The sequence below is a fragment of the Sporosalibacterium faouarense genome, from assembly GCF_016765695.1.
Taxonomy (GTDB): domain Bacteria; phylum Bacillota; class Clostridia; order Tissierellales; family VENL01; genus Sporosalibacterium; species Sporosalibacterium faouarense.
The window spans coordinates 1-20423 of the sequence record NZ_JAETGO010000062.1 but is presented as its reverse complement, the minus strand read 5'-3'; the positions used below and the strand labels follow the sequence as shown (position 1 = coordinate 20423).

18 protein-coding genes and 1 pseudogene are annotated in these 20423 nt (G+C 30.7%); 16 read left to right on the top strand and 3 right to left on the bottom strand.

The window, feature by feature from the left end:
• Window positions 1–130: 130 nt before the first annotated feature.
• Window positions 131–1267: pseudogene (locus JMO20_RS20085) on the bottom strand (YeeE/YedE family protein).
• A 389-nt stretch (window positions 1268–1656) separates the two neighbouring features.
• Between JMO20_RS20085 and JMO20_RS11985 the strand changes: the two are divergent.
• On the top strand, window positions 1657–2553 hold the full coding sequence (locus tag JMO20_RS11985; RefSeq protein ID WP_202709915.1) for a LysR family transcriptional regulator: 897 nt from the start codon (window positions 1657–1659) through the stop codon (window positions 2551–2553).
• Here JMO20_RS11985 and JMO20_RS11980 read toward each other — a convergent pair.
• A complete protein-coding gene (locus tag JMO20_RS11980; RefSeq protein ID WP_202709914.1) occupies window positions 2550–2768 on the bottom strand; it encodes a sulfurtransferase TusA family protein in 219 nt (72 codons plus the stop codon). The genes JMO20_RS11985 and JMO20_RS11980 overlap by 4 nt on opposite strands.
• 101 nt (window positions 2769–2869) lie before the next feature.
• On the opposite strand from JMO20_RS11980, the gene rfbB reads away from it, so the two are divergent.
• From rfbB to JMO20_RS11940, 8 genes are read left to right on the top strand one after another with little or no spacing between them, the layout of a single operon-like run.
• Window positions 2870–3877 (top strand): dTDP-glucose 4,6-dehydratase, encoded by a 1008-nt coding sequence (gene rfbB / locus JMO20_RS11975; protein WP_202709913.1) that lies wholly within the window; start codon window positions 2870–2872, stop codon window positions 3875–3877.
• 23 nt (window positions 3878–3900) lie between these two features.
• Window positions 3901–4653 (top strand): sugar phosphate nucleotidyltransferase, encoded by a 753-nt coding sequence (locus tag JMO20_RS11970; protein ID WP_202709912.1) that lies wholly within the window; start codon window positions 3901–3903, stop codon window positions 4651–4653.
• Window positions 4637–5782: a dTDP-4-amino-4,6-dideoxygalactose transaminase gene (rffA, locus tag JMO20_RS11965; RefSeq protein ID WP_202709911.1), complete on the top strand. Its 1146-nt coding sequence runs from the start codon at window positions 4637–4639 to the stop codon at window positions 5780–5782. Before JMO20_RS11970 ends, rffA begins: the two co-directional genes overlap by 17 nt.
• Before the next feature lie 2 nt (window positions 5783–5784).
• On the top strand, window positions 5785–6522 hold the full coding sequence (locus JMO20_RS11960) for a glycosyltransferase family 2 protein (RefSeq protein ID WP_202709910.1): 738 nt from the start codon (window positions 5785–5787) through the stop codon (window positions 6520–6522).
• Between the two features lie 12 nt (window positions 6523–6534).
• Window positions 6535–7773 (top strand): ATP-grasp domain-containing protein, encoded by a 1239-nt coding sequence (locus JMO20_RS11955; protein WP_202709909.1) that lies wholly within the window; start codon window positions 6535–6537, stop codon window positions 7771–7773.
• Window positions 7774–7792: 19 nt separating this feature from the next.
• Entirely contained in the window at window positions 7793–8779 is a 987-nt protein-coding gene (locus tag JMO20_RS11950) for an ABC transporter substrate-binding protein (RefSeq protein WP_341534026.1), read from the top strand.
• On the top strand, window positions 8769–9554 hold the full coding sequence (locus tag JMO20_RS11945; protein WP_202709907.1) for an ABC transporter permease: 786 nt from the start codon (window positions 8769–8771) through the stop codon (window positions 9552–9554). The genes JMO20_RS11950 and JMO20_RS11945 overlap by 11 nt, the downstream gene beginning before the upstream one ends.
• Window positions 9551–10306 carry an ABC transporter ATP-binding protein gene (locus JMO20_RS11940; protein ID WP_202709906.1) on the top strand — a complete coding sequence of 252 codons (756 nt, stop codon included), beginning with the start codon at window positions 9551–9553 and terminating at the stop codon, window positions 10304–10306. Before JMO20_RS11945 ends, JMO20_RS11940 begins: the two co-directional genes overlap by 4 nt.
• A 19-nt stretch (window positions 10307–10325) precedes the next feature.
• Here JMO20_RS11940 and JMO20_RS11935 read toward each other — a convergent pair whose 3' ends face one another.
• Window positions 10326–11882: an ArnT family glycosyltransferase gene (locus JMO20_RS11935; RefSeq protein ID WP_202709905.1), complete on the bottom strand. Its 1557-nt coding sequence runs from the start codon at window positions 11880–11882 to the stop codon at window positions 10326–10328.
• A 285-nt stretch (window positions 11883–12167) separates the two neighbouring features.
• Here JMO20_RS11935 and JMO20_RS11930 point away from each other — a divergent pair, with 285 nt between their 5' ends.
• The 7 genes from JMO20_RS11930 to JMO20_RS11900 form a co-directional block, all read left to right on the top strand.
• Window positions 12168–13079, top strand: coding sequence for a sulfurtransferase (locus tag JMO20_RS11930; RefSeq protein WP_202709904.1), 912 nt, complete (start codon window positions 12168–12170; stop codon window positions 13077–13079).
• A 235-nt stretch (window positions 13080–13314) separates the two neighbouring features.
• A complete protein-coding gene (locus JMO20_RS11925; protein WP_202709903.1) occupies window positions 13315–14271 on the top strand; it encodes a rhodanese-like domain-containing protein in 957 nt (318 codons plus the stop codon).
• Between the two features lie 210 nt (window positions 14272–14481).
• On the top strand, window positions 14482–15780 hold the full coding sequence (locus tag JMO20_RS11920; RefSeq protein ID WP_202709902.1) for a YeeE/YedE family protein: 1299 nt from the start codon (window positions 14482–14484) through the stop codon (window positions 15778–15780).
• 188 nt (window positions 15781–15968) lie between these two features.
• Window positions 15969–17666, top strand: coding sequence for an FAD-dependent oxidoreductase (locus JMO20_RS11915; protein WP_202709901.1), 1698 nt, complete (start codon window positions 15969–15971; stop codon window positions 17664–17666).
• Between the two features lie 168 nt (window positions 17667–17834).
• The gene (locus tag JMO20_RS11910) at window positions 17835–18713 is read left to right on the top strand and encodes an ABC transporter permease (RefSeq protein WP_279380118.1); all 879 of its coding nucleotides are present in this window, start codon (window positions 17835–17837) and stop codon (window positions 18711–18713) included.
• Between the two features lie 87 nt (window positions 18714–18800).
• Window positions 18801–19868 (top strand): taurine ABC transporter substrate-binding protein, encoded by a 1068-nt coding sequence (locus tag JMO20_RS11905; protein WP_202709900.1) that lies wholly within the window; start codon window positions 18801–18803, stop codon window positions 19866–19868.
• A gap of 71 nt (window positions 19869–19939) precedes the next feature.
• A partial coding sequence (locus JMO20_RS11900) for an ABC transporter ATP-binding protein (protein WP_202709899.1) occupies window positions 19940–20423 on the top strand: 484 nt, incomplete at its 3' end.

Below are 20423 nucleotides of genomic sequence, written 5' to 3'. Positions count from 1 at the left end.
TTATAGTATCATAGCTGCATCAAAATACATATTAAGAAATTTTCACTAATAGTAAAAATCATGGCTATATCTACATAAATAATTGGATATCTTTGAAAGATCATAGATAATAAAGGATTTTTTCACAGAATCACATAAAGAACTTTACTAATAGTTTACTACCAACTATAGCACCAAGAAAAAGAAATAGAGCATATACCCAACCGGAAAGGGCTAATGAAGCGATGCCACTATACATTGCTCCAATATTGCAACCAAATCCTATTACCGCTCCATAGCCCATTAATAAACCACCTAAAATAGCACCTATAACTTGCTTCATTTTAATTTTTTTGAATCTAAATTGAGAAGCTAGGAGAGAAGCTAAAAGAGCACCAAAGATTATTCCAATGTTTCTCATAGAACTAGGATCCTTGAAAAAGCCAAGATTTAAAGTAGATTGAGCACTTTCACTACTGAAATAGGCCCAGTTATCTACACTACCACCTAATGCTTTATATAACCACGCTCCCCAATAAGCAAAGGTTCCTGATATCCGCCAAGGACTTCCGGTGGTAGCTAATGTTACTATCTGGAATACTGATAAAAGCACTGCACCAACTATGTATGACCATGAGTTTTTAAACCATAATTTATAAAATTTATTGTTTTCTAATTTCATATTTTCCTCCTAATGATTACCAAGGTTTTTCAACAAACGATTTCCATTTGATTTAGCCTAATAATCTTGCTTTGCTAATGATTAAAAATTTTGTTTTTTACTTCCCCATTTATCAGCTAAAATATATAAGGCTGCTATTAGTAATAGCTGAAGAACAACTGACCCAAACCAACCAAATATGTTAGGTAAGAATACGGGTTTTCCTTTTGTAATAAAATTAGTATTCCACCATCCAAAATTGTGGGCTCCCCAAAGAGAACCAGTGATGAAGAATACTAAAGTTAATATTTGCATTAAGAACCCTTCACCGACTCTCATAAGAGTACCTGATGCACATCCACCTGAAATAACCATTCCTATACCAAACATAAAAGCACCAATAACTGTTGTAATGCTAATAGGAGGAACAGAAATCTGTTGTGAATTAAGTAATCCATTAGAAAATAAACCGAATCTTATTGCTGTGAAACCAATAGTTGTGATTGCAAGAGCTACAAGAACTGCTTTAGTTAACGATGTACTACCTGTTAATGATGGATCTCTCATAGATGCAGTGAAGCAAAATCTTGATTTTTGTAGTATGACTCCGAAGCAAATACCAATCATCCAAAATAATCCTAAATTAGTAGAAACTTTGGATAGTAAGATTCCAATTATTACAATAGCTACTAAAATTACAAATCCTAAAGGAATTTGACTTTTTTTATGTTTCCTATATTTTGACTTTTTAGAAGAATAGGTTTCTTTTATAGTTTGATTTGTATTACTTATTTCGGCCATTAGACCACACAACTCCTTCTCTTAGGCATCAAGATATATTACTAACAAAATTGTAACATAAAAAAGTAGAAAATAGCAATTGAACATGTACTAACTATATGTCAATATTTATATGTAAAAATATGATTTTAGTAGTTTAGAAAGATTATATGTTATAATATTTTTGATAGACAAACTATAAGGTAATTAAGTAAGATAATAAAGGGGTGACTGTTTTGCATATAGAATGCTTTGAATATTTTTATAAAGTGGCCATAGCTAAGAGTATTTCAAGGGTCGCAAATGATGCTCATATTTCTCAGCCAGCTCTCAGTCAACAGATTCAAAAGCTTGAAGAAAGCTTAGGATATGACCTATTAATAAGAAGTAATAAAGGGGTAGAATTGACAGAAAAAGGGTCAATAGTTTTAAAATATGCTGATAATCTTATAAGAACTTATGAAGCTATGATGGAAAACTTAAATGAAGATTCAAAAAATGGTGAAATTATTAAAATTGAAGCATGTTGGCCAATAGCCACTTATGCCTTGCCATGTGTATTATGTAAAATAAAGAAAAAATTTCCTTATCATAATTATGAATTGATATCTAATTCATTTGAAGCCATAGAAGAGAATATTAGGAATAATATTGCTGACATAGGTGTTATTTATGGAAAGCCACATGATAGCTCTTTGGCTTATTATGAAATAGGAACTGACAACCTTGTTTTGGTTGCATCATCTGATTATGAAATAGAGAATGAAGTTAATTTTGAAGATTTGTTAAGACATCCATTTGTTTTGTTGAATGATAAGCTTAATGTTGAAAAATCTTTAAAGGATAGAATGAAAAAGCTAGGGTATGAGTCTAATGAATTAAATGTTCTGTACAAAAGTGATTCAACGGAGTCAGTTAAATCTTCTATATTTAGAGGGTATGGCATTGCATTTCTTCCTTATATTTCTATTAAGAAAGAATTATATGAGGAGAGGTTAAAACTGATAAAAATATCAGATTTTTCCATGGAATATCAGATGTATTTAATAAATGAAAAAAATACACGATTAAGTAAATCTGTTAGTGAATTTATAGAGTATTGTAAAAAGATAGGAAAAGATAGTTTGTGTTAGAGTCTGGTAATTGTTATTTCCCAAACACCATTGATTACTTCATCATAGTCAAATTTAACATCGTAATTTTTGAATAAATCAACAAGAGCTTCAAGTGTGCAGCTGTGGTCTGTTACTACCATAACGGATTCTCCAGACTTCATTTTTTGAAGTTCTTTTTTCGTTTTAATAACAGGAATAGGGCATAAATCACCTAAACAATTAACTTTCTTCATGTTAATTCTCCTTCGTTATAAGCTAGTAAACATTATATCATAATTTGTGTTATAATGTCATTGAAATAAATCAAACTAAATTATACTATGGAGATGTTTAAATGAAAAGATATTTGGTTACTGGTGGTGCAGGGTTTATAGGTTCAAATTTTATAAGGTATATATTTGGAAATAATAAACTTACGGGAAATGAAAATATAAACATTGTAAATATAGATAAATTGACATACGCTGGTAATTTAGAAAATGTTAAGAAATTAGAGAAAAAGTATAACTATACTTTTATTCAAGAAGATATATGTAATAGAAATAGCATAAGGGATATTTTTAACTTTTATAAGCCAGACTATGTTATTAACTTTGCGGCAGAATCCCATGTGGATAGAAGTATTGAAAGCAGTACAGAGTTTATAAAAACAAATGTATTAGGTACACAAGTATTATTAGAATGTTCTTTGAATAGTGAAATAGAAAAGTTTATACAGATTTCAACTGATGAGGTATATGGGTCCATTGAGAATGGCTTTTTTAGTGAAGAATCACCTTTGAAGCCTAATAATCCATATGCTGCTAGCAAAGCTTCAGGAGACCTATTAGTGCAATCCTTCTATAATACCTACGGGTTACCTTCTATAATAACTCGTTCTAGTAATAACTATGGCCCATGTCAGCACAAAGAAAAGCTTATACCGAAGGTTATTACTAATTGTCTAGAAAGAAGAAAAATACCTGTTTACGGTAATGGAATCAATGTTAGAGATTGGATTTATGTTACAGATCATTGTTATGGTATAAATAAAATATTGAATAAAGGAGCTATCGGTGAAGTTTATAATATAAGCAGCAATGATGAAAAGAGAAATATTGATATAGTTAGGATAATTATTAATAAAACAAAAGAAATATTACAAAATAAAGGTTTAGATTCAAATGGTATTAGTGAAGAATTAATTGAATTTGTTGAGGATAGAAAAGGACATGATAAAAGATATGGTATAAAGGCAACTAAGTTAATTGAAACACTAGGATGGAATAATTCAATTGGATTAGAATGGGGCTTAGAAAAAACAATTAATTGGTATATTGATGAAGGATTAGTAGTGGAGTAGAAGACATTTAGGAGGAAGAGGTTATGAAAGGGATTATTTTAGCAGGGGGTAAAGGTACAAGATTGTTTCCTTTAACTAAAAATACAAATAAACATCTATTACCTGTAGGAAAAGAGCCAATGATATATAATCCAATAAAGCAGCTAATAGCATCAGATATTAGAGATATTATGATAATAACAAGCAGAGAAAATATGGGAGATGTAGTTAATGTACTTGGAAGTGGAGAAGAATTTGGATGTGATTTTACCTTTAAAGTGCAAGAAAAACCAAGAGGTATAGCTAATGCTCTTTCATTAGCAGAAAATTTTGCAGCAGGTCATTTGATAACTGTAATATTAGGAGATAATATTGTAACTAGAAGTATCAGACCATATATAGATAAATTTAAAAAGCAAAAAATAGGTGCTAAAGTATTACTAAAAGAAGTTTTGAACCCTCACCACTTTGGAATAGCAATTTTAGATGAGAAAAAACTAATAAGTATAGAAGAAAAACCTACACTACCTAGAAGTAACTATGCAGTAACTGGTATATATATGTATGATAACAACGTTTTTGATATTATAAGGAGTATTCCTACTTCTCCTAAAGGTGAATACGAAATAACTAGTGCTAATAATGTGTATATTGATAAGGGAAAGTTGACTTATGATATTTTGGATGGAGAATGGACGGATGCAGGTACAATAGAATCCTATAGAATAGCAAATGATATGCTTTATAAAATAAATAATCAAATTATTGATGGTGATTATGATGAATATTCCATTTAATAAAATCTATTTAACTGGAAATGAAATAAAATTAATAGAAGAAGCTTTTAATATGGCAAGTGTTAGTGGAGATGGTTATTTTACATCTCGAGTATCTTCTTTACTTGAGGAGAAATTTCACATTCCCAAGGTACTTATGACAACTTCAGCAACCCATGCATTAGATATGTCCATGCAACTTATTGGCTTAGAGACTAATGATGAAGTAATAATGCCTTCTTTTACTTTTCCATCTACAGCAAACGCATCAATACTTCAAGGTGCAACTCCAGTATTTGCTGAAATATCTCAGAACACGTTAAACATTGACCCCGATGATATAGAAAGGAAGATTACTAAAAAAACCAAAGCTATAGTACCAGTTCATTATGGTGGGGTTGGATGTGAGATGGATAGGATTATAAGAATTGCTCAAGAATATAATCTTTATATAATTGAGGATGCAGCTCAAGGAGTTAATTCTAAATATAAAGATAAATTCTTAGGTGCTTGGGGACATTTAGCTTGCTATAGTTTTCATGGAACAAAAAATTACATTAGTGGTGAAGGTGGAGCTCTTTTAATTAATTCAGAAGATGAAGAACTTATTGAAAGAGCTGATATTATAAGACAAAAAGGAACTAATAGAAATAAGTTTTTAAAAGGTGAAGTTGATAAATATACTTGGGTAGATAAAGGTTCTAGTTATACACCTTCAGATATTTTAATGGCAGTATTATATGCTCAATTACAGCATTTAGATATTATAAAAGAAAAGAGAAGGAAGATTGTTTGTCATTATATAGATAATTTGCGTGGATATTTAGAGTCTGGTTTATTAAAAGGTATGACGAGTGTAGAAGATTATCAGGATTCAAACCATCATATTTTCTATATTTTAATAAATAAAGAAGCTTCAAGAAACAAGGTGATTAGTAAGTTAAGAGATTTTGGTATCAATGCTACCACCCACTTTGAACCACTACATAGTTCATCCATGGGTCAATCTTTAGGATATAATCTAGGAGACTTACCAATAACAGAAAGAGTGGGGGAAACCCTTATAAGACTCCCGTTATATACAGATATGACTATTAAAGAAGCAGATTATGTTATACATAAATTAGACAAAATATTAAAGGAGATTTAGATATGTGGAGTAGTGGGTCAATAGTAATTCCAGTTTACAATAGTATAGATTCTTTAGATGAATTACTTGATAGATTATCTAAAGTATTAAAGGAAATATTTATTGAATATGAAATTATTTTAGTAGATGATTATAGTACAGATAATAGTTTTTTAAAGATGAAAGATATGTATAAAAGGAATAAGAATCTTAAGATTATAAGACTTGAGAAAAACTTTGGTCAGCAGAATGCAATTAAGTGTGGATTTGAATTTGCAACTAAGGAATTTATAATTACTATGGACGATGACTTACAACATCAACCAAAAGAAATAATAAAAATCATGGAAAAAATGGATGAAGGATACGACGTAGTTTATGGAATAGCACAAAAAAAAGAACATAATTTTTTAAGGAATGTTGGGTCAAAGATGACTAATTTTCTCTTCAATACTATTTGTCATAAGCCAAAGGATATAAGGGTCAGTAGTTTTCGTTGTATTAAGAAAAATACCCTTGAAGTAATTAAAAAGGATAGGACAAGCTTTGTTTATATAAGCGCTATAATATTTAAAATAACTAGAAATATTGGAAATATCTATGTTGAGCATAGACCTAGGAAATACGGTAAGTCTAATTATAATTTTTCAAAGCTTATTAGCTTGTTTTTAAAGCTATATATTTACTATTCAGACTATAAACTTTTTAATAGGTTTTTAAAAAAACAGTCTCAATTTGAAATAAGTGAAAGTTATCTTTAAGGAGGCTATTAAATGAAACTTTTAATATTAGGCGGCGGAAATAGTCAAATTAATGCCATAAAACGAGGAAATGAAAAAGGGATTACCACCGTCGTTTCAGATTACTATGAAGATGCACCTGGTAAGGAAATTAGTGACTTCGGTGAGTTAGTTAGTACATTTGATGTTGAAGGAAATATAGATGTAGCAAAGAAATATAATATTGATGGAATTATGACTATAGGGACTGATCAACCAATTTATACAGTAGCAAATGTAGCAAATGAATTAAAACTCCCTTCATTTTTGAATGTTTCAACTGCACAAGCTGTCACAAATAAAAGAATAATGAAGGAAATCTTCCAAGAAAATAGAATTCCAACAGTCAACTATGCTTTTATAGATGAAAGCTTTATGGATAATGAATTAGATGATTTGAAATTTCCTATTGTTATAAAGCCTGTTGATAGTCAAGGACAAAGAGGCATTTATAAGTTGAATTCTATAGATGAAATAAGAGAAAAGATTAAAGACACATTAAGCTATTCAAGAGAAGAAGTAGTATTAGTTGAGGAATATTATGAAAGTGAAGAGATTACAGTAAGCGGTTGGGTTCAAGGGGGAAATACTCATATAATTTTAGTTACCGATAGAGTTACATTTAGCAGGAATCAGCATATTGGAATATGTTTAGCCCATGATTTTCCTTCTAAGCATTTATATGATTATTATGAAGATATTGATAATATCACAAGAAAAATAGTTGATGCTTTTGAAATACAAGAGGGACCTATCTATTTTCAAATGCTAATAGGGGATGAGGGTGTTAAGGTTAATGAAGTAGCTTGTAGAATTGGAGGAGCCTATGAGGATAAATTGATACCATTATTGACTGAGATAGATATATTAGATATGGTTATAGATTATTCCCTGGGAAAAGAGATAGATTATACGAAATTAAAGGAGTATGATTTATTAAAAAACCATAAAAAGGCATCAGTTCAGTTGTTTTTTGCTAGACCTGGTAAAATCAAATATTTAAGTCATCTAGAAGAAATAAAAAGATTACAGGGCGTAATAGATGCCAAGTTTAACTTTAAAGTTGGAGATGAACTAAAAGAAATAATAAATGCCACTGCAAGGGCAGGATACATGATTATAGTTGGAGAAGATAATGAATCTCTTGCAAGGAATATAAATAAGGCTTTTATAAATTTAAAAATATATGATAACGATGATAATAATCTTGTTATCCAGTATAAAATGTACTAAATAGGAGATGAGAAGACTTGTGGAAAAATTAACGAAAATCCATAGAATTTGTATAGTATTAATAATATTTGTAATAGTACTTTCATTGAATGGATGTACTCTCAACAATGACACATCCCAAAACAATGAGATAAGAATAGCAGAACAATATGGTCTAGCTTACGCTCCACTTCAAATAATGAAAAATAAAGAAATTTTGAAAAAGAGGTTACCACAAACGCAAATAATATGGAAGCAAATGGGAAATACTGCAGCAATAAGAGAAGGAATGATATCAAATGAAGTAGACATTGGGTTTATGGCTATTCCTCCATTTTTAATTGGGTGGGATAAAGGGATGGACTGGAAAATAGCCAGTGGATTATCTTCTATGCCTATTGGTTTGATAACCTACAAAGATGGTATAAATTCAATAAAAGATTTGACTACTAATGATAGAATTGCTTTGCCACAACCAGGTAGTATTCAACACATATTGTTATCAATGGCTAGTGAAAAAGCTTTTAGTGATTCTCATAAACTTGATAACCAACTGGTAACTATGGCACACCCTGATGGTATGAATGCTCTACTAGCTAAAAAGGATATAAGTGCTCACTTTACTTCACCTCCTTATATTTTTAAAGAGTTAGATAATGAAGGGTTTCACCAGGTTTTAACTGGAGAAGAGGCTATGGGTAAAGATTTTACTTTCATTATTGGGGTAGCAACAAAGGAGTTTCATGATATGAGCTCTGAGACATATGAAGCATTTTTAGATTCATTACACGAGGCAATTGATTTTATAAACGATCATCCACAGGAAGCAGCAAGTATTTTAGCTAAAGAATATGATTTACCTAAGGAAGAAGTATTAAGGTATATAACTGCAGATGGAACAAAATATACATCAAAAGTAAAGGGATTAGAGGATTTCACTGATTTTATGAAGAGAAATAATTATATATCAAATTCATTTCAAAATTTAGAAGAGGTATTATGGGAAGATGTTAATTATGAAAAATAAGTTTATTAATAATAAATATATATTAAGATTATTTTGGATAGTTATACTAGGTATCATATGGCAAGTAGTTGCCCTAAGCCAAGTCTTTAATCCCACTTCATTTCCAAGGATAGAAACAATATTATCTTCTTTAATTCATGACGTAACAAATGGTGATATAATTCTTCAAACGTTATATTCATTAAGTCTTATTTTTAGGGGAGTAGCAGCTGCATTAATAATTGCTATAGTATTATCTGGTCTTTCAGCAATATCACAGACCTTTGAAGGATTTGTTGAAACATTAATAGCTATCGCCCATCCACTGCCAGGGATTGCATTGCTTCCTTTAATAATTCTCTGGATTGGTATAGGAGAAGGTGCTATTATTTTTATAATAATACATTCTGTATTATGGCCATTGATAATTAATTTGCTTACTGGTTTTAAATCAATTCCTAAAATATATAAAAAAATTGGAAAAAACTATGGATTAAATACTATAGGTATTATTCGATATATATTAATTCCAGCAGCACTACCCTATTTTATCACAGGTTTGAAGATTGGATGGGCAAGGGCTTGGAGAGCAGTTATAAGTGCTGAAATGGTTTTCGGAGCAGCTGGAGGGATAGGTGGACTTGGTTGGCTCATTTTTAAAAAGAGAGTATTTATGGATACCCCTGGATTATTTGGAGGATTAATAGTTATCGTATTTATTGGAATATTAGTAGAAGATATATTTTTTGATAGACTTGAAAAAATTACTATTAGAAAATGGGGGATGTCAATATGACATCATTATTAAAAATAAATAACATATCTAAATCTTTTATAAAAGATAGTAAAAAAGTAGATGTACTTAATAAAGTTAGTTTTCATGTCAAAAAGGGAGAATTTTTATCTATAGTTGGACCATCAGGCTGTGGGAAATCAACCCTATTAGGATTAATTGGTGGTTTTGAAGAATATGATGAAGGCAACATTTTTTTTAAAGAGGAAGAAATACTAGGGCCAAGTCCTAATCGTATAATGGTGTTTCAAGAGTTTAATCAACTTTTTCCTTGGCAAACTGTTCTTAAGAATGTTTTATTTCCACTTAATATTAACAAAACAGAGATACAATTAGATAATAGAATAGAATTAGCCAAGCATTATTTGCAAATGGTTAAACTAGAGGGATATGAAAATTATTATCCCCATGAGTTATCTGGAGGGATGAAGCAGAGAACTGCTATTGCAAGGGCTTTGGCTATGAAACCTGAAATTTTATTAATGGATGAGCCCTTTGGCAGTCTAGATATTGAAACTCGTACACAGTTACAAAGTATCTTAATTGAACTGTGGAAGGAGATAAAAGCTACTATCATTTTTGTTACCCACGACATAGAAGAAGCAGTAGTACTATCGGATAGAATTATAGTCATGGGAAAATCACCCACAAGCATTAGAGATACAATAGTTAATAATTTGGATAGACCAAGGGATAGATTAAGTACTGGGTTTATTGAAAAAGTGAAAGAAATTTATGATAAAGTAAAAGAATAGGTTCTGGTGATACTTAGACCTATTCTTTTACTTTATATATTTTTATCCACCAATCTCTGGTGTTAATATACCTTGCTATTCTAATGCCATATATATTGTCTTTGAATTCATGGACAAGGGTACATTTAGAGTCAAAAAAACTTTGCATATCCTCATAATAAAAATATAGATTCCCATATAATCCATTCCATACTGGTCTATTGTTATATATAAAATCCATCTCCTGTGAATACACTATGTATTCAATATCATGATTATATATATAATCTGAAAAACTCATGTTGTTTTCACTTAATAGAGAAAGATTTCTATAATCATATAGCTTTCCATTTTCAAAATAGTATTCACTATTAAGATTAGCTAAAACAGTATCATCCTTCTGGACAAACTTTCCTATTTCACTAAGATAGGTATCATATCTAGTGTTTAGATATGGCAGTATATTACTAATTGTATTAACAATGAGAATAATAGATATCAAAAATGCAAATAAAGATTTCCACTTTTTTAGGTCCATTAGTGTATAAGTTGTTAAGATATAAAGCAGTGGAAATATAAATATTACACTGGTTGCATTAAATCTACCTATTAAAATTATTCCGATATTTATGGCTAAAATGCATAATAGTATAGAGATTAAAGGTGATTTTTTTGAACTATATTTATTTAAAAACAGCTTGATAAAACTTGTAATCAATACTGTACTGAATAAATAAAATTGAAATTTAATCTTTGGAGTATAGTATGTACCACTAATACCGTAATAGAGTTTTAAATAAAAATATTTTATCTGCTCAACTTTAGATATTACTGGGTTAAGTACACCAAATTGATTTCCATAATTTGTGTAATGACTTAAAAAGTTTGGATCAAATTTAAAACTAAGAAAAATAAAGAATAAGGCAAATAAAGAAACTATAGCAACATATAGTGTAAGATTTCTAAACTTTAGATTTTTCGTAATAAAAACATGATATAAATATAGGAATCCAAAGGGAATAGATATTATGAAGCTGTTAGGATGTATACCTATACTCATACCAATTAAAATACCTACTATCACATCTCTACGATAATCATCAGCCTTTGTACTTTTATTAAAAATATATAAACCTAATATAAAAGAGAAAAGTAAAATTATTTCTTGCCTAGCAAAATGGGATGCATATATATATTGAATGTCTATTGATAACAGAAAGGTTGAAAGTAAAGCAAACTTTTTTGATTTGAATAGAAGATAACAAAGTTTATAAAAAAAGATTAATGTTAGTGTTCCAAATATTAAAGATATTAGTCTAAATGTAAAAACACTATAGCCAAATAGCTTTAAGAAGGGCATTTGTATTAAATGAAATAAGCTTTTAATTGCATGGGGATGCCTTTCATATAAATCGAAAAAAGTCTCTGTTACAGAAAAATTTTTTTCCTCTAAAATATTTCTAGTCAAACCACTTAGCCACGGTTCATCAGAATGAACAAATGGGAATTTAGTCAAAAAAGCTAAATTCATTAAAAAATAAATTATTAGAAGTCCTATAGCAATCTTTTTATTTAGATTTAACTTAATTTTAAACATGTTTTTGCCTCCTAGTTTAAATATGACTCTTTATCTATGAGTTGTTAGTGCTTTTTCAATTATAACATTTTTACTATATTATACAATTGCGGAAATTTCATATTAACGAATTAAGTACATTTTTACATAAAACTTTAATATGCAAGGCCCTCATTTAATAATTAAATGCTACATTGGAAATTTCTATGACCAATTGCTTTATATATAAAGTATAATTATAGCTGTATAAAAATTAACAATCTTTTTAAACAGTTTAATAGGGAAAATAAAGAATGGAGGAAAAAAATGAAAAGATTATCTAAGGCATCATTACTTATACTCATAATAGCAATTATGTTCACAAATATTGGATGTAGTTCTTTTAGTGGAGAAGAAGGTACTGAAATCATTGATGCAAATGAAGCAGTAAAATTAATTAATCAAGAAAATGTTGTATTGGTTGATGCACAAGGTTCAGAAGGGTATCTATATAGTCATATTAAAAACTCTGTTAACATTAGCAGGGCAGATATAGTAATCAATGAACCTGTACCCAATATGCTTGCTCCAAAAGATCAAATTGAAGAAGTCGTGAGTACAAAGGGAATTTCTAATGATACTACAGTTGTAATTTACGATAATAATAACAATATGGATTCAGCAAGATTGTGGTGGACTTTAAAGGTTTATGGTCACGAGAATGTTAAAGTAGTAAGTGGTGGAATAAAAGCTTTAAATGCAACTGGTGTTGAATTAACAAAAGAAATACCAGATATTTCACCTACAAAGTATGTAGCTAAAGAAAAAAATGTAAATATGATAGCGACTATTGATGATATGAAATCACAAATCAATGATCCTAAAGAAGATGTAATCTTAATAGATACTCGTTCTCAAGAAGAATATGACGCAGGAACTATTCCAAGTTCTGTATTAATGAACTATGTTGATAATAATAAGAGTGATGGGACTTATAAAACAGTGGGAGATATTCAAGTTATGTATTTAGATGCTGGGCTAATCCCTGATGATACTGCTATTATGTATTGTAAAACCTCAATTAGAGGGGCTCAAACCTACCTTGCACTTTATAATGCAGGATATAGAAATCTAAAATTATATGATGGTGCATGGTCTGAATGGTCCAAAGATACGTCTTTACCAGTACAAATGCCAGAGAATAACAAAGTAGAGATAAACGAGCAAGATAACTCTTGATAAAAGAGTTATTAGATTCTATTAAAAAATTAAAAAAACACTGAAATGGTTAAATAACCATCTCGGTGTTTTTTTTCTCTTAATTTAAACTAATTGAATATTTTGATATTGCTTTTTCTTATTTTGGTATCACTTTTTCTTATCTAGTATTGGTTATTCCGAGGATAGAAATGATTTAATCTGTGTTATAATCATATATGTTAAAATAATAACAATTCGAAAGGGGTCTTGTAACATGTTTAAAAATTTTAAAGGAATATCATTAGTTTTGGTATTTATATTAGCATTAAGTGTAGTGGGGTGTGGTAAGGCTGAAGAATCAGATGTAGATACACAGCCAAATTCGAATATAGAAGGAGCTACAAATGGTGACGATGTTTTAACTCAAGCTGTAAGTGATTATTATACTAATATGGGTAGTGACATCTATAAGATTGCTCAAGATAAATTCGTAGACAAGGTTAATGCAGAAGAAGATATGTTCATATTAGATATAAGACAATCTGATGCATATGCTGAAGGACATATAAAAGGTGCTGTTAATGCTCCTTGGGGAACAGCCATAAGTGAAAGTCTTGACAAACTACCAAGAAGCAAAACAATAATGGTGTACTGCTATTCAGGACAAACAGCAGGTCAAACAGTTGCCCTATTAAACATGGCAGGTTTTGATGCTAAATCTGTTAACTTAGGTTGGAATTATGGTATTTCAAAGGTTGAAGGAGTGGAAGCGATAACTGAAACAACTCCTAATGAATTTGGTCAACCAACAGGAGTTGAAATTGACACAGAAATTAAAGAGGCAATAGATGAATATTATAGTGGTCTTGCAGAAGTAAATGGAACTACATATGCAAACTATAAGATAAGTGAAGATAATGCTAAGAATATGTTAGACCAAGAAGATAGTAGTATAATGTTCTTATCAATAAGAAAAGCAGACGATTTTGCAAAAGGTCATATACAAGGTGCTGAAAATATTCCTTTTGGAAAAGAAATGCATAAAGAATTCAATACATTACCGAAAGATAAAAAAATCATAGTATATTGTTATACAGGTCAAACAGCAGGTCAAACTGTGGCGACTTTAAGAGTATTAGGTTATGATGCTGTATCATTAAATGGTGGTACAGGAATGTCATCAAATGAACCATTAGGATGGGCGAATAAAGGATTTTCATTAGTAAAATAATCAATTTATAAATAAGCAGGAACAATGGTTAAGCAGGTATCTTATAGATACTTGCTTGACCCTTAATAAAATAATGATAAGCGATATCTAACAAGACGCTTCTTTTGAGGGTGAAGGAAGATTTGCTTATAAATTGTGTGAAACCAAAGCTACATTTGGATATTTGACAAAAACTTTTGACATTATATGAAGATATAAGGGGGTAAAAAAATGAAAAAGAATGAAAAAATTCTCGGATTCATAGGAATTTTATTAATATTAGTACTAGGGAACATACTTTTAAAAACTGATATGTTGTTCTTTAGGCTTTTAATTGGTGTAGGATTAGGTTATACATTGATGAGGGCCTATACTGGCTTTGCAGGAAGTATTAATCGTGCCTATGGTACTGGATCAACAAAATTAGTAAGGACTTTAATGTTTATGTTTGGAATTACTGCTTTATTAACTACCGCATTTTTATTTAAGGGTGATCCAGCAAGTTATGGTCTTTGGATAAACCCTATTAATTTTGGACTAATTTTAGGTGGATTACTATTTGGCTTTGGTATGTCATTTTCCGTGTGTTGTGCCTCTGGAGTACTTACAGACTTGGTAACAGGTTTACCTAGAGCTTTTACAACATTAGTGTTCTTTAGTTTAGGCGTATTTCTTGGATTTCCTATGCAAAGGACTGCAGGTTGGGTTAGAAATTCTTGGATTTCTACATCAGTGGGAGAACAATTATCTGGAGGAGTTTTTTTACCAGATATGTTTAAATGGGATGGTTTCGAAGGTTATTTAGGTGCACTTTTGTTAACTGTCTTACTTTGTAGCTTAGTTACTTTCATTGCATTTAATTATGAGAGACGTCGTAAGAAGAACAGTAGTTATACTGGACATCCAATGGAAAAAATTCAGCATGAACAGGAAAGACTAGATGATAAGAACTACGGCTTCTTTAGTGCTGAAAATTATAATCGTATATTTGTTAAACCTTGGACTTTGAAGCAAGGGGCAATAGCTATTAGTATTATATTTGTTTTACTAATGGGCGTAACTAAGTCTGGATGGGGTGCGTCTACACCTTACGGTATCTGGTTTGGTAAGGTTTTAATGCTCTTTGGAGTTTCAACTGATTCAATTGTTTCTTTCACTAAAATGTCATCGAGTGTTTTTGAGCTACCATTCTTTGAGCATCCAATCACAGTACAAAATGTTGGTATCGTATTTGGAACAATGATCTACTTACTAACTGCTGGTAAACTTAAGGAATCATTTATGGAAGAAATAAAAGTTAATAAAAAAGAATTGTTACTATTTGCATTAGGTGGTATTACTATGGGCTTAGGAACTCGATTTGCTAATGGATGTAATGTAGGTGCTTTATATACACCTATAGCTAATTTTTCACTTTCAGGTTGGATATTCCTAATTTTCATGACATTAGGAGGAATTGTTGGAAACGTACTTTCTAAGAAATTTAGTTCTAGTGAATCTACTGCTTCAACGTCTTCAGCTGCTTCATAGATATTGCTAATAATTATTAGTAATAATCAGAAAATCTAGTGCTTAAATTATAGATGTTACGAAATTGATTGATATTTGATAAACATATTAAAATCAGAACTGCAATTTAAAGGTACATGCATATCTGTGCTTATTATACAACAACAAGGTAAGGGGATTTATAACAATTAAAAGGAGGACGGGTTAATATGAGTAAAAGAATTTTAGTTATTGGTGGTGTAGCTGGAGGAGCTTCAGCTGCAGCAAGGGCAAGAAGAATTGATGAATCAGCAGAGGTAATTATGTTTGAAAGAGGACCAAATGTTTCTTTTTCTAATTGTGCATTACCATTTCATTTAAGTGGAATAGTTGAAAAAAGTGAGGACTTAGTTTTAATGTGTCCAGAGCAATTTAAAAAGCAATACAACATTGAAGCTAGAGTTAATAGTGAAGTTACTAAAATAAAAAGAGAAGAAAAAAAATTAGTAGTAAAGAACTTAGAAACTGGAGAAGAATATGAAGAGTCATATGATAAATTGGTATTGTCTCCAGGAGCTAATCCAATACTTCCTAGAAGTATTGATGGTATAACTGGTTCTAATGTATTTACAGTTAGAAATGTTGTTGATATCAAAAAACTTAATGATTACATCGTAAATAATAATATAGATGATATTGCTGTTGTTGGTGGTGGATTCATCGGAGTAGAGGTAGCAGAAAATTTACATCTAGCAGGTAAAAACGTTAGTTTAATAGAAGCACAAAATCAGATAATGGCTCCATTCGATTATGATATGGCACAAATTCTTCATAAAGAAATGATGGATAAAGGCATTAACCTTATACTAAGTGATGCAGTGCAAAAAATCAATGAAGACTCTGTAGAATTGCAATCAGGCAAAAACGTGAAAGCAAAAGCTGTAGTAATGTCAATAGGAGTAAGTCCAGAAACTAGTTTAGCAAAAGACGCTGGACTTGAAATAGGCGAAACAGGTGGAATTAAAGTAGATCATAACTATTTGACTAATGATAAAGATATTTATGCCGTTGGTGATGCTATAGAGGTATATAATCGTCTAACTCACGAAAAAACAAGACTTGCTCTTGCAGGTCCTGCACAAAGGCAAGCTAGAGCTGCATCTGACCACATGTACAATATTCCACATAGAAACAATGGAGTAATAGGCTCATCTGTAGTTCAAGTATTTGACTTAGGAGCAGCTTCTACAGGATTAAATGAAAAAGCTGCTAAAAAAGCAGGTATTTCTTATGATTTTGTATATTTAATTCCTGGGGATAAAGTTGGTTTAATGCCTGAAAGTAATCCAATGCATTTCAAATTAATGTATGAATATCCAACTGGTAAAATACTTGGAGCTCAAGCAATAGGAAAAGGCAATGTAGACAAGAGAATAGATGTTATTGCAACAATGATATTAATGGGCGGAACTTTAGAAGATCTAAAAGAATTAGAGTTATGTTATGCTCCATTATTTGGAACTGCAAAGGATGTAGTTAATCATGCAGCTTTAGTTGCACTAAATATATTAAATGGTCAGTTTAGACAAGTACCTGTAACTAAAGTTAGAGAATTGGTAGAAAATGACGCATTTATTATAGATGTAAGGGAAAAAGATGAATATAAAGCTGGACATCTTAAAAATTCAGTAAATATTCCATTGAGTGAATTCAGAAATAGATTAGATGAAATTCCAAAGGATAAGCCAGTATACCTGCATTGTCGTTCAAGTCAAAGAAGCTATAATGCAGTAATGGCATTACAGAACATGGGATATGATAATTTATATAATATCTCTGGTTCATATTTGGGTATATGCTGCTATGAATATTATCAAGACCAAGTAACTGGAAGAGAAAAAATAGTTACAGAATATAATTTTAACTAAAAAATTCTTAAATTTATTATATTTAAAACTCCTCTAAAAAATTTCTAAAAAATTAAATTAGTAAGGCCATTGAGTTTATACTCGGTGGCTTTGCTATTGTTTTTATATAAAATAAGTTAATTACCTTGCATATGTAAAATTAAATTATGAAAGGAGGGGGTGTAACTTATGGATTTTAAAAATAGGATTAGCGGATTGGAGAAAAGTACTGATTTGCATAAGAAGAAGTCACAACAAAAGAGTAAAAATAAAGTTAAAGGTTGGGGAAAAGCAAATAAAAAGAATATGAACGAAAAAGTTCTGACAGTAGCTACTTGGGTTGTAATTTTAAGCATTTGGTATTTAATAACCAAACTAGAGATATTTTCACCCACCTTAGTACCATCACCATACAAGGTGTGGATTACTTTTCTTAATATTTTAAAAAATGGTTACAACAAAGTCTCTTTATGGGTGCACCTCGGAGCCAGTTTTCAAAGGTTATTCTTTGCTTTAGGGCTCGCTATTGTAACTGCCATTCCCATTGGATTATTAAGTGGATACTTTAGTAAGGTTAAAGCAATAGTCGATTCAGTAGTTGAATTTTATCGTCCATTGCCACCACTGGCTTACTATACACTGCTTATATTATGGCTTGGTATAGATAACACATCAAAGATAACACTATTATTCCTAGCAGGTTTTGCACCAATTTATATTGCCTGTGTATCTGCTGTTAGAAAAATTAATGAAGATTATATATTGAGTGCTAAATCATTAGGTGCTAATTCAAAAAAAATCTTTTTTAAGATAGTATTACCTGCTTGCCTGCCTGAGATTTTTACAGGAATTAGAACAGCTGTTGGAGTATCATATACTACTTTAGTTTCTGCGGAAATGATAGCTGCTACTTCAGGTATAGGATGGATGGTATTAGATGCATCAAATTTCTTGAAAAGTAATGTTATGATTGTAGGAATTCTGATAATGGGAATAACGGGTATATTAATTGACCTTGGATTACGTTTCTTGGAGAAGAAGATTGTGTTCTGGAAGGGACATGTATAAACTTCGAAGATATTTTTTAATATAGGAATTTTATTTAAATAGGAATATAAAACTTGAAACTATGCTAAATATAGAAGGAGGTAAAATATGAAAAAAATATTTAAAAGAATGTTATCAATTATATTAATAGGAATTGTAATGTTATCATTTGTAGCTTGTAATGGCACTTCTGAAAAAAATAATCAATCATCGGAGAATACTTCATCTATACCGAAAGAAATAAATTTCGGGATACTTAGAGTACCTAATGATGAAACCATAGCAATATCCAATGGATTATTTGATAAATACTTTGAAGATAAAGGAATTAAGTGTAACTATATTGTTTTTGATTCAGGTTCTGACGCTAATAAAGCATTGGCATCTGGAAGTATTGATTTTGCTACTATGGGAAATACAAACGCTATAATTGCTTTATCTATGGATCTTGATGTAGAAATGATTTGGATACATGAAGTACTTGGAGAAATAGAAGCTTTAGCAGTAAAAAATAATGGTGAAATTAATAATATGGAAGACCTTGTAGGCGAGAAAGTAGCCACACCTTTTGCATCTACATCCCATTATATTTTACTAAATGCCCTCAAAGATGCTGGAATTGAAGATCGAGTACAACTTCTAGATATGAAAACACCGGAAATAGTTGCAGCATGGGAAAGAGGGGATATCAAAGCTGCTTATACTTGGCAACCATCTCTTGGCGTATTATTAAAAGATGGTAAAATGCTTATTTCAAGTAAAGATATGGCTGAGAAAGGATTTATAACAGCTAATGTTGAAGTTGTAAGAAAAGAATTTGCTGAAAAGTATCCTGATATAGTTTCAGATTTTATATCTTGCTTAACAGAAGCGGCTGATATATATAGAAAAGATCCACAAAAAGCAGCAGATATAATATCTGAGGAACTGGAAATACCAGCAGAAGAGGCATTATTACAGATGCAAGGTTCAACTTGGCATACACCGGGAGAATTGCTGGAAGAAGGATTTTTTGGAACAAAGGGGTCACCTGGGGCTTTTGCAACTATCATGAAAGATACATCAGACTTCTTACAAGATCAAAAATCTATTGATAACTCTCCATCTCAGGAAGAATTTAATGACTATGTAAATCCCATATATATTGAAAAATCTTTAGAGACAGGGATTAATTAAATAAATTGTTCACTCATCACATTGATTTTCTCTTGAGGATGGAGCAAAAAATGTAGAAAGGAACCTAAGTAATGGTAAATAAAGAAAAACAAAAAGTATTAATAGAAATTGAAAATTTAAAATCAGTATACGGTAAAAAAGGGGATTCAATTCTGGCATTGGAAAATATAAATCTTCAAATTAAACGGGGAGAGTTTCTATGCGTTTTAGGGCCATCTGGTTGTGGGAAAAGTACACTATTAAAAACTATTGCTGGTTATATTAAACCTACAAGTGGAGAGTGCCTTATGCAAGGAGAACCCATTACAGGACCTGACTGGCACAGGGGAGTTGTATTCCAGTCTCCAACCTTATATCCATGGATGAGTGTAAAAGACAATGTAGAATTTGGACCAAAAATGAGGGATATCCCTATAAAGGAAATTGAAAAAATAAGAACACATTTTTTAGAGCAAGTAAAGCTAGAGGGATTTGGTGATAAGGCTACTTTTGAACTTTCGGGGGGGATGAAGCAAAGAGTTGCACTAGCAAGAGTCCTGGCAAACTATCCACAGA

Coding starts and splice junctions, on each gene's coding strand:
- JMO20_RS11935 (WP_202709905.1), bottom strand. CDS start 11,882: ATGTTTAAAATTAAGTTAAATCTAAATAAAAAGATTGCTATAGGACTT.
- JMO20_RS11920 (WP_202709902.1), top strand. CDS start 14,482: ATGAAAAAGAATGAAAAAATTCTCGGATTCATAGGAATTTTATTAATA.
- JMO20_RS11905 (WP_202709900.1), top strand. CDS start 18,801: ATGAAAAAAATATTTAAAAGAATGTTATCAATTATATTAATAGGAATT.
- JMO20_RS11925 (WP_202709903.1), top strand. CDS start 13,315: ATGTTTAAAAATTTTAAAGGAATATCATTAGTTTTGGTATTTATATTA.
- JMO20_RS11970 (WP_202709912.1), top strand. CDS start 3,901: ATGAAAGGGATTATTTTAGCAGGGGGTAAAGGTACAAGATTGTTTCCT.
- JMO20_RS11940 (WP_202709906.1), top strand. CDS start 9,551: ATGACATCATTATTAAAAATAAATAACATATCTAAATCTTTTATAAAA.
- JMO20_RS11915 (WP_202709901.1), top strand. CDS start 15,969: ATGAGTAAAAGAATTTTAGTTATTGGTGGTGTAGCTGGAGGAGCTTCA.
- JMO20_RS11945 (WP_202709907.1), top strand. CDS start 8,769: ATGAAAAATAAGTTTATTAATAATAAATATATATTAAGATTATTTTGG.
- JMO20_RS11910 (WP_279380118.1), top strand. CDS start 17,835: ATGGATTTTAAAAATAGGATTAGCGGATTGGAGAAAAGTACTGATTTG.
- JMO20_RS11980 (WP_202709914.1), bottom strand. CDS start 2,768: ATGAAGAAAGTTAATTGTTTAGGTGATTTATGCCCTATTCCTGTTATT.
- JMO20_RS11930 (WP_202709904.1), top strand. CDS start 12,168: ATGAAAAGATTATCTAAGGCATCATTACTTATACTCATAATAGCAATT.
- JMO20_RS11960 (WP_202709910.1), top strand. CDS start 5,785: ATGTGGAGTAGTGGGTCAATAGTAATTCCAGTTTACAATAGTATAGAT.
- JMO20_RS11955 (WP_202709909.1), top strand. CDS start 6,535: ATGAAACTTTTAATATTAGGCGGCGGAAATAGTCAAATTAATGCCATA.
- rffA (WP_202709911.1), top strand. CDS start 4,637: ATGAATATTCCATTTAATAAAATCTATTTAACTGGAAATGAAATAAAA.
- rfbB (WP_202709913.1), top strand. CDS start 2,870: ATGAAAAGATATTTGGTTACTGGTGGTGCAGGGTTTATAGGTTCAAAT.